Annotated in this window: 9 protein-coding genes; 5 read left to right on the top strand and 4 right to left on the bottom strand. The window is 69.6% G+C overall.

Translation table 11 applies throughout. From position 1 onward, the window contains the following. Nucleotides 1-282: 282 nt before the first annotated feature. Together AC1DY5_RS33615 and AC1DY5_RS33610 are read right to left on the bottom strand one after the other, a co-directional pair. Nucleotides 283-873: a hypothetical protein gene (locus tag AC1DY5_RS33615; RefSeq protein WP_478118570.1), complete on the bottom strand. Its 591-nt coding sequence runs from the start codon at nucleotides 871-873 to the stop codon at nucleotides 283-285. A 109-nt stretch (nucleotides 874-982) separates the two neighbouring features. Beyond that, nucleotides 983-1,351: a hypothetical protein gene (locus AC1DY5_RS33610; protein WP_478118568.1), complete on the bottom strand. Its 369-nt coding sequence runs from the start codon at nucleotides 1,349-1,351 to the stop codon at nucleotides 983-985. A 121-nt stretch (nucleotides 1,352-1,472) separates the two neighbouring features. Here AC1DY5_RS33610 and AC1DY5_RS33605 point away from each other — a divergent pair, with 121 nt between their 5' ends. Further along, entirely contained in the window at nucleotides 1,473-2,198 is a 726-nt protein-coding gene (locus tag AC1DY5_RS33605; protein WP_478118566.1) for a TetR/AcrR family transcriptional regulator, read from the top strand. Here AC1DY5_RS33605 and AC1DY5_RS33600 read toward each other — a convergent pair. Next, complete coding sequence (locus AC1DY5_RS33600; protein WP_478118564.1) at nucleotides 2,092-3,054, bottom strand: LysR substrate-binding domain-containing protein; 963 nt, start codon at nucleotides 3,052-3,054, stop codon at nucleotides 2,092-2,094. The genes AC1DY5_RS33605 and AC1DY5_RS33600 overlap by 107 nt on opposite strands. 173 nt (nucleotides 3,055-3,227) lie before the next feature. Between AC1DY5_RS33600 and AC1DY5_RS33595 the strand changes: the two genes are divergently transcribed. Genes AC1DY5_RS33595 through treF form a run of 3 tightly spaced genes read left to right on the top strand, consistent with a single transcriptional unit; the run spans nucleotide 3,228 to nucleotide 7,338 of the window. Beyond that, nucleotides 3,228-4,427, top strand: a complete 1,200-nt coding sequence (locus AC1DY5_RS33595; protein ID WP_478118562.1) for an acyl-CoA dehydrogenase — start codon at nucleotides 3,228-3,230, stop codon at nucleotides 4,425-4,427. Beyond that, nucleotides 4,427-5,674, top strand: coding sequence for a CaiB/BaiF CoA transferase family protein (locus AC1DY5_RS33590; protein WP_478118560.1), 1,248 nt, complete (start codon nucleotides 4,427-4,429; stop codon nucleotides 5,672-5,674). The genes AC1DY5_RS33595 and AC1DY5_RS33590 overlap by 1 nt, the downstream gene beginning before the upstream one ends. Next, a complete protein-coding gene (gene treF, locus AC1DY5_RS33585; protein ID WP_478118559.1) occupies nucleotides 5,671-7,338 on the top strand; it encodes an alpha,alpha-trehalase TreF in 1,668 nt (555 codons plus the stop codon). The genes AC1DY5_RS33590 and treF overlap by 4 nt, the downstream gene beginning before the upstream one ends. Here treF and AC1DY5_RS33580 read toward each other — a convergent pair. Next, complete coding sequence (locus AC1DY5_RS33580; protein ID WP_478118557.1) at nucleotides 7,256-7,498, bottom strand: YjiS-like domain-containing protein; 243 nt, start codon at nucleotides 7,496-7,498, stop codon at nucleotides 7,256-7,258. The genes treF and AC1DY5_RS33580 overlap by 83 nt on opposite strands. Nucleotides 7,499-7,587: 89 nt before the next feature. Here AC1DY5_RS33580 and AC1DY5_RS33575 point away from each other — a divergent pair. Next, on the top strand, nucleotides 7,588-7,908 hold a 321-nt coding region (locus tag AC1DY5_RS33575), incomplete at its 3' end, for a LysR family transcriptional regulator (RefSeq protein WP_478118555.1).

The raw sequence follows: 7,908 nt of genomic DNA, 5'->3' as shown, positions 1-7,908 counted from the left end.
CCGCTTGAGCTTCATGCACGCCGTGCGCGTGATCAAGCGAAAAATGCCGCAAGCAGCGGCCGTTCCCCCCTGAGCGCATCGGAAGTTGGCGCGACGCGCTGCTCGCCGAGATCGGCCGCGGCCGCTGCGTGAGCAGCCGCGGCCGCCACAACCCGCGAGGGGTCAAGCGCAAGATGAGCAACTTCAAAGTGCGCCGTCGCGGCGCCGAGCTCCACCGCAGACATGAGCCGACGCCGGCGTTGCGCGTGCTACGTATCTGAACAGTATTGGGCCTAGGGGGGCCTAGGGGCGAGGCCAGCGCGTGCCGCCGGCGGATGGGCGGCGGGCGAAGAACCAACGCCGCTTGCGCGTGAGCCCGCGGGCGGCCGCGGCCTGCCGCTCGCCAAAGGCGAGCCATTCCACCTCCAGCGTCTCGGCCAGGGCCGCAAGACTGGCCTGCTTGTATTCCCAGACACCGGCGACCACGAAATGGCCCATGCGCTGGGTGTCGGGCTTCGGCGTGATCAGGACGCGACTTGCCCCGATCGCCTGCAGCACGGCGGAGCGCTCGGCCGCGAGGCGGAACCCTTCCGCGTAGCCCTCGATGTCGCGCGCGAGCGAGATCTGGATCAGCGTCACGCTCGAGAAGTGCTTGGCGACGAAGGCCACAAGCTCGGGCACGAGAACCCGGCCGATCTTCAGCTTGTGGAGTCGCCGGCTGCCTTCGGTGTCGGTCGGCGTGAAGTGCTCGATGCGCAATTCGGTGCCGCCTCGGCTCACCGGCACTGGATCGAGGGTGCCGATGTGCGTTTCGCCGTAGTGCGCGAGGATCGGCTCGCCCAGCACGCACGGCGTCAGGTCCGGGCCCGTGAAGCGAAAACTGTGGATGCTCATGCCCGATTGTTGGGCCGGTGGTGGTGTTCGAATCGATCGAACAGCGCCGGTTTGTGCCGTCAGTTTGCCGTCGTGCCTGCGGACCCGGCTGACCCGGGTTCAGCCGGATTCAGCCGAGCTCGAAGGCCTGCCGGAAAGCCGCGCAGAACGCCGGCGTGCCGCTGACCGACAGGCTGACCGTATGCCGAGGCGCGCCGGGCGGTCCTGCCTGCACCCGAAGCCGACCCGCGGACGGGTCGAATTCGATCGTCTCGGGCAGGCTGATTTCCTGCACGCCTTGCAGGTCGTAGTCCCAGTCGCCGCCATCGCCCACGGCCGCCCCGGGTTCGCCGAAGCCGGCGTGCGCCCAGGCCAGCACTTGCACGATCTCGGCGTGGACCGCCGCGACCTGCTGCGCGCCGGTGCTCGCCATCGCATCGAAGACGCCGATCCCTTCGGTGTCCTCGCTGTAGTCGAAATCCAGGTAGTCCAATGTCATGCGTGCCCCGCGGGTTTCAAGCGCTGATCATCCACGATCCGGCACGCGCTGAAGTAGACTCGCGCTTGCGAATCCGAATTTAAATTCAAACTCCAGCCCCCTCGGCAATCCCTCCCAGAGCATGCCTGCGTCCGCCCAGAAGAAGTCGCCCGCGCCTGCCTCGCGTTCGCCGCGCCCCGATGGCGACGCCACGCGCGCGCTGTTGCTCGAGACCGCCGGAAAGGTGTTCGCCGAGCGCGGCTTCGCCGACGGCACCAGCAAGGAGATCTGCGAGCGGGCAGGCACGCCGATGGCCTCGGTCAACTACCACTTCGGCAGCCGCGACGCGCTGTACGAGGCCGTGCTGATCGAGGCCCATCGCCAGATCATGGCGCTGGACGATTTGCTGGCCCTGACCCAGGGGCCGGGCGACCCGAGGAAGCACCTGCGCGCGGTGCTGGCGCACCTGATCGGCCTGTCGGCGCGCGGCGCCGCGCCGTGGGGCTTCCGGGTCATGCTGCGCGAGGTGATGACGCCCTCGGCTGCAGTGCCGGCGATGATCGAGCAGGCGATCCGGCCCAAGTCCAGGGTGCTGCTGGGGCTCGTGGGGGAGGTCCTGGGCCTGCCGCCGGAGCATCCGGCGACGCAGCGCGGACTGATGTTCGCGGTGCTGCCCTGCCTGGTGATGCTAGTAGCGCCCAAGGAGGTTCCGGCCCGGCTGCTGCCGGCGCTGGCCCACGGCGAGGGCCTGGCCGACGAATTCATCCGCTACGCGCTGGCGGGGCTCGACGCGATGGCGAAGGCGCATCGTGCGGAGCGGCCGCCGGGCCCGAAGCTTGCGCGAGCAGCCACTCGCGAAAGAACCTGAGCGCCGGCCGTTCGTCTTGCGCCGCCGGCGCCACCAGGAAGTAGCTGCGCTCGCCGCGCAGCGGCCGGTCGCAGGCCACCACCAGTTCGCCGCTCGCCAGTTCGGACTCGATCAGCATGCGCGGCATCAGGGCCACCCCCAGCCCATGGGCCGCGGCGGTCGCAAGCATCGAGAACAACTCGTAGCGCGGACCGCTGTGTGCCCGCGGCGCGTCGACCTGCTGGGCATCGAACCACTGGCGCCAGCCATCGGGGCGGGTGCTCTGCTGCAGTAGCGGCAGGCGCGCCACCGCGGCCGGCGAGAGTTGCCCGCGCGGCGCGATCAGGGCCGGGCTGCAGACCGGCAGCACGTCCTCGTTGAACAGCACGGTCGAGCGTGTGCCGGCCCAGTTGGCTGCTTGCGCCGGCGTCCCGGTGTAGAGCGCAGCGTCGAAGGGCGTCTCGTGGAACAGGAAGGGGCGGGTGCGGGTGTCGATGTGCACCGTGATGTCGGGATGGCGGGCCGCGAAATCCGGCAGCCGCGGGATCAGCCAGCGGGTCGCGAAGGTCGGCACCGCCGCCAGGTGCAGCGAGCCGCCCAGGCCCTGCCGGGCCATGGCGTCGAGCGTGTCGCGCTCCATGGTGTCGAGTTGGCGCGCGATCTGGCGGGCGTAGTCGGCGCCGGCCGGCGTGAGCGCCACGCCGTGCCGCGTGCGGCGGAACAGCGCCATGCCCAGGAAGTCCTCGAGCGCGGTGATCTGGCGCGACACCGCGCTCTGGGTCAGGGCCAGTTCCTGCGCGGCGCGCGTGTAGCTCTCGTGGCGGGCTGCGGCCTCGAAACAGATCAGGGCCTGGGTGGACGGTATCTTCCGGCGCATGGTATGCGGTGGCTACATAGTTGAAGAACAGCTTGCGCCAGTGGCAGGCTCAGGACGGATTGTGCCCAGAAGTGCGCCGAGCGCATAACTGGGTGTGGAATCGTCGTTTGCGCTCCCTTCCCCCGACGCTTACGATCGGGGCCGACCTCAGCACTTATCTACGGAGACCACACATGGCCAAGCACGCCGCATTCCAATGGGACGACCCTCTTCTGCTCGACCAGCAGCTCACCGACGACGAGCGCATGGTGCGCGACGCCGCCAACGCCTACTGCCAGGAGCGCCTCGCTCCGCGCGTCATCGAAGGCTTCCGCTCGGGCGAGACCGATCCGGCGATCTTCCGCGAGATGGGCGCCCTGGGCCTGCTGGGCCCGACGATCCCCGAGCAGTACGGCGGCCCCGGCCTCAACTACGTCTGCTACGGCCTGATCGCCCGTGAAGTCGAGCGCGTCGACTCCGGCTACCGCTCGATGGCCAGCGTGCAAAGCTCGCTGGTGATGGTGCCGATCAACGAATTCGGCACCGAAGCGCAAAAGCAGAAGTACCTGCCCAAGCTCGCCACCGGCGAATGGATCGGCTGCTTCGGCCTGACCGAGCCCGACCACGGCTCCGACCCCGGCAGCATGGTCACGCGCGCCAAGAAGGTGCCGGGCGGCTATTCGCTCAGCGGCGCCAAGATGTGGATCAGCAACAGCCCGATCGCCGACGTCTTCGTGGTCTGGGCCAAGGAAGTCAGCGAGAGCGGAACGGTCGGCCCGATCCGCGGCTTCGTGCTCGAGAAGGGCGCGAAGGGCCTGAGCGCCCCGGCGATCCACGGCAAGGTCGGCCTGCGCGCCTCGATCACCGGCGAGATCGTGATGGACAACGTGTTCTGCCCCGAAGAAAACGCCTTCCCCGAAGTGCAGGGCCTGAAGGGCCCGTTCACCTGCCTCAACAGCGCCCGCTACGGCATCTCTTGGGGTGCGCTCGGCGCCGCCGAAGACTGCTGGCACCGCGCCCGCCAGTACACGCTCGACCGCAAGCAGTTCGGCCGCCCGCTCGCGGCCAACCAGCTGATCCAGAAGAAGCTGGCCGACATGCAGACCGAGATCACGCTGGGCCTGCAGGGCTGCCTGCGCCTGGGCCGCATGAAGGACGAAGGCACGGCCTCGGTCGAAGTCACCTCGCTCTTGAAGCGCAATTCGTGCGGCAAGGCGCTCGACATCGCCCGCCTGGCGCGCGACATGATGGGCGGCAACGGCATCAGCGACGAGTTCGGCGTGGCGCGGCACCTGGTGAACCTCGAAGTGGTCAACACCTACGAAGGCACGCACGACATCCATGCGCTGATCCTGGGCCGGGCGCAAACGGGCATCGCCGCCTTCGCGAACTGATGACAGCCCCCGCCGCCACGCAAGGTGCCCTCTCGGGCCTCAAGGTGCTCGACCTGTCCCGCGTGCTCGCGGGCCCGTGGTGCACCCAGATCCTTGCCGACCTGGGGGCCGATGTGGTCAAGATCGAGCGGCCCGGCGTCGGCGACGACACGCGCAGCTGGGGGCCGCCCTTCCTCAAGGACGCGAACGGCCACGACACCAACCAGGCGACCTACTTCACAGCCTGCAACCGCAACAAGCGCTCGGTCACGATCGACATGGCCACGCCCGATGGCCAGGCGTTGCTCAAGCGCATGGCGACCGAGAGCGACATCCTGGTCGAGAACTTCAAGACCGGTGGCCTCAGGCAGTACGGCCTCGACCACGAGAGCCTGCGCGCTGCCAATCCGCGCCTCATCTACTGCAGCGTGACCGGCTTCGGCCACGACGGCCCGCATGCCATGCGCGCCGGCTACGACCTGATGATCCAGGCCACCACCGGCATGATGAGCATCACCGGCCGTCCCGACGACGTGCCCGGCGGCGGCCCGCTGCGGGTCGGCGTGGCGCTGACCGATCTCTTCACCGGCGTCTATGCCAGCACAGCGATCCTGGCTGCGCTCGAAGTGCGCCATCGCACGGGCCAGGGCCAGCACATCGACATGGCGCTGCTCGACGTCGGCATGGCGATCCTGGCCAATCAGGCCAGCGCCTTCCTCAACACCGGCGTGGCGCCGCAACGCCAGGGCAACAGCCATCCGAGCCTCGCGCCCTACCAGGACTTCCGCACGGCAGACGGCGCGATGCTGCTGGCGATCGGCAACAACGGCCAGTTCACGCGCTTCTGCGAAGCCGCCGGCCATCCGGAGTGGGCCACCGACCCGCGCTTCGCCACCAACACGCTGCGCGTCAAGTACCGCGAGGTGCTGATCCCGCAGATGGAGGTCGTCACGCGCACCCGCAGCACGGCCGAATGGATCGCGCTGCTCGAGGACAAGGCCGTGCCCTGCGGCCCGATCAACGACATTGCCCAGGCCTTCGAGGACGACCAGGTCAAGGCGCGCGGTTTGGCCGTGACCCTGCCGCGCGATGCTGGCGACGGCATCGACAAGATCGTGGGCGTGGCCAGCCCGCTGCGGCTGTCGTCCACGCCGCCGGTCCTGCGCCATGCGCCGCCGGCCCTGGGCCAGCACACCGACGAGGTGCTGGCCGAGTTCGGCATCGACGCCGCACGGCGTGCGGCGCTGCGAGAGGCAGGCGTGCTTTGACCGAACCGGGCGCTTCCACCGCCAAGCGCTCGACGCGCGCGGCGGCCGCGCCCGCGCCCGACACACTGACACCGGCCGACCGCTACCAGGAGTTGTTCGTCGCGGTCCAGTCGGGCCGCGTCTTCGCCGACAGCAAGAGCTTCGTCGACTGCGCGCCGCGCGCCGACCCGGACGCCATCCTGGCGGCCTACCGGGTGYAGCGCGGCCAGCCGGGCTTCGATCTCGCGGATTTCGTGCGGGCGAACTTCGAGCTGTCCGAGCCGGCGCCCAGCGACTACGTCTCGGTATCCGGACAGCCGATCGCGGCCCACATCGACGATCTGTGGCCGGTGCTGACGCGGCATCCCCGATCGCATCCGCCGCTCTGCTCGCTGCTGCAGTTGCCGCATCCCTACCTAGTGCCGGGTGGGCGCTTTCGCGAGCTCTATTACTGGGATTCCTATTTCACCCTGCTGGGCCTGGCGGCCGAGGCCCACCGACCGCTGGTGCGCGGCATGGTCGAAAACTTCGCTTACCTCATCGATACCTACGGCCATGTGCCGAACGGCACGCGCAGCTACTACCTGGGCCGCTCGCAGCCGCCGGTGTTCGCGCTGATGGTCGAGCTCGCGCAAGCGTTCGGCGCGGTCGACGCCATCGACTTCCTGCCGCAACTGCGGCGCGAGCATGCCTGGTGGATGGCGGGCAGCGAAGGCCTGGCGCCGGGCGCGAAGCGGCATGTAGTGCGGCTGCCCGACGGTGCGCTTCTCAATCGCTACTGGGACGCGCGCGACACGCCGCGCGAGGAGTCTTGGATCGAGGACGTGGCGACCGCGCAGGCCTGCAAGGGCGACCCGGCCGAGATCTACCGCGAGATCCGCGCGGCCTGCGAGTCGGGTTGGGACTTCAGCACCCGCTGGATGCGCGATCCGCCGCCGCCGCCCGCGTCCCCGCGCTGCGCCCATGTGCGCGCCGCCACCGCACCATCGCTCGCGACACTCTGCACCACGGACATCCTGCCGGTGGACCTCAATGCCTTCCTGCACAAGCTCGAATGCATGCTCGCGGCGTTGAGCGGCCAGGTCGGCGACGCCGCCGCCGCGCAGGACTATGCGCAGCGGGCCGAGGCGCGACAGGCTGCGATCCGCGCGCTGTTCTGGGATCCGCAGCAGGGCGCCTTCTTCGATCACGACTGGCGCCTGGGAGCGCGCCGCAGCTGCCTGACCGCGGCCAGCGTCGCGCCCTTGTTCGTCGGCGTCGCGACACCAGACCAGGCCCAGGCATTGGCCCAGACCCTGTCGCTGCGCATGCTCGCGCACGGGGGCCTCGCGACCACCGAGTGCGGGAGCGACCAGCAATGGGACCGGCCCAACGGCTGGGCGGCGTTGCAGTGGATGGCGGTGCGCGGGCTGGCCGACTATGGCCACGAGGCGCTGTCGCGCACCATCGCCAGGCGCTGGCTGGCCACCGTCGCGGCGCTCTACGAGCGCGAGGGCAAGCTGGTCGAGAAGTACGCGCTGCGTCGGGTCGAACAGGACGACACGCAAGGCGGCGCCGGCGGCGAATATCCGCTGCAGGACGGCTTCGGCTGGACCAATGGCGTCACCGCCGCGCTGCTGGCCGAGCATCCACTGCACACGGCGCACGGCTGCGTCGCGCATGCGGCGACGCCGCAGCATCGCTGAGCGGTACCAGCAGCCCCGGGATCTGGCTGCGCCCGACACCCAGGTCGCTCAGTTCGCGATCGCTCATCGCGGTCAGCAGCCGATGGTCGCGGCGGCAACGGCCCAGCTCGCGGATCGCCTCGAACAGGCGGGCAGCGAAGGGGGGCTTTCTCGATGGCATGAAGTGGCTCCTTGAACGGAACGCCATCTTGCAAGCCCGCGTGCTATTGTGGAAGTTGAGAATCCTGGCAATTCCAATCAGCTTTCCTGATGAGACAACTCAACCTCGACCAATTGCGCACCCTGGTGTCGATCGCCGACCTCGGCAGCTTCTCGGCCGCGGCCCGGGCCTTGCATCTCGCGCAGCCGACGGTCAGCCTGCACATCAGCGAACTCGAATCGCGGCTCGGCGCCAGGCTGGTGCTGCGCGGCAGCCGGCGGATCACGCCGACGGCGGCCGGCGCCGCGCTGGTCGAGCGCGCCCGTCAACTGCTGCGCGATGCCGACGAGGCGGTCGATGCCGTGCGGCGGCAGGCCGAGGGGCGGGTCGGCCGGGTGCGCCTGGGCACCTCGACCGGGGCACCTCGACCG

This window comes from Variovorax sp. P4_D9, from assembly GCF_056401695.1.
This window is presented reverse-complemented; position numbering and strand designations above follow the sequence as displayed.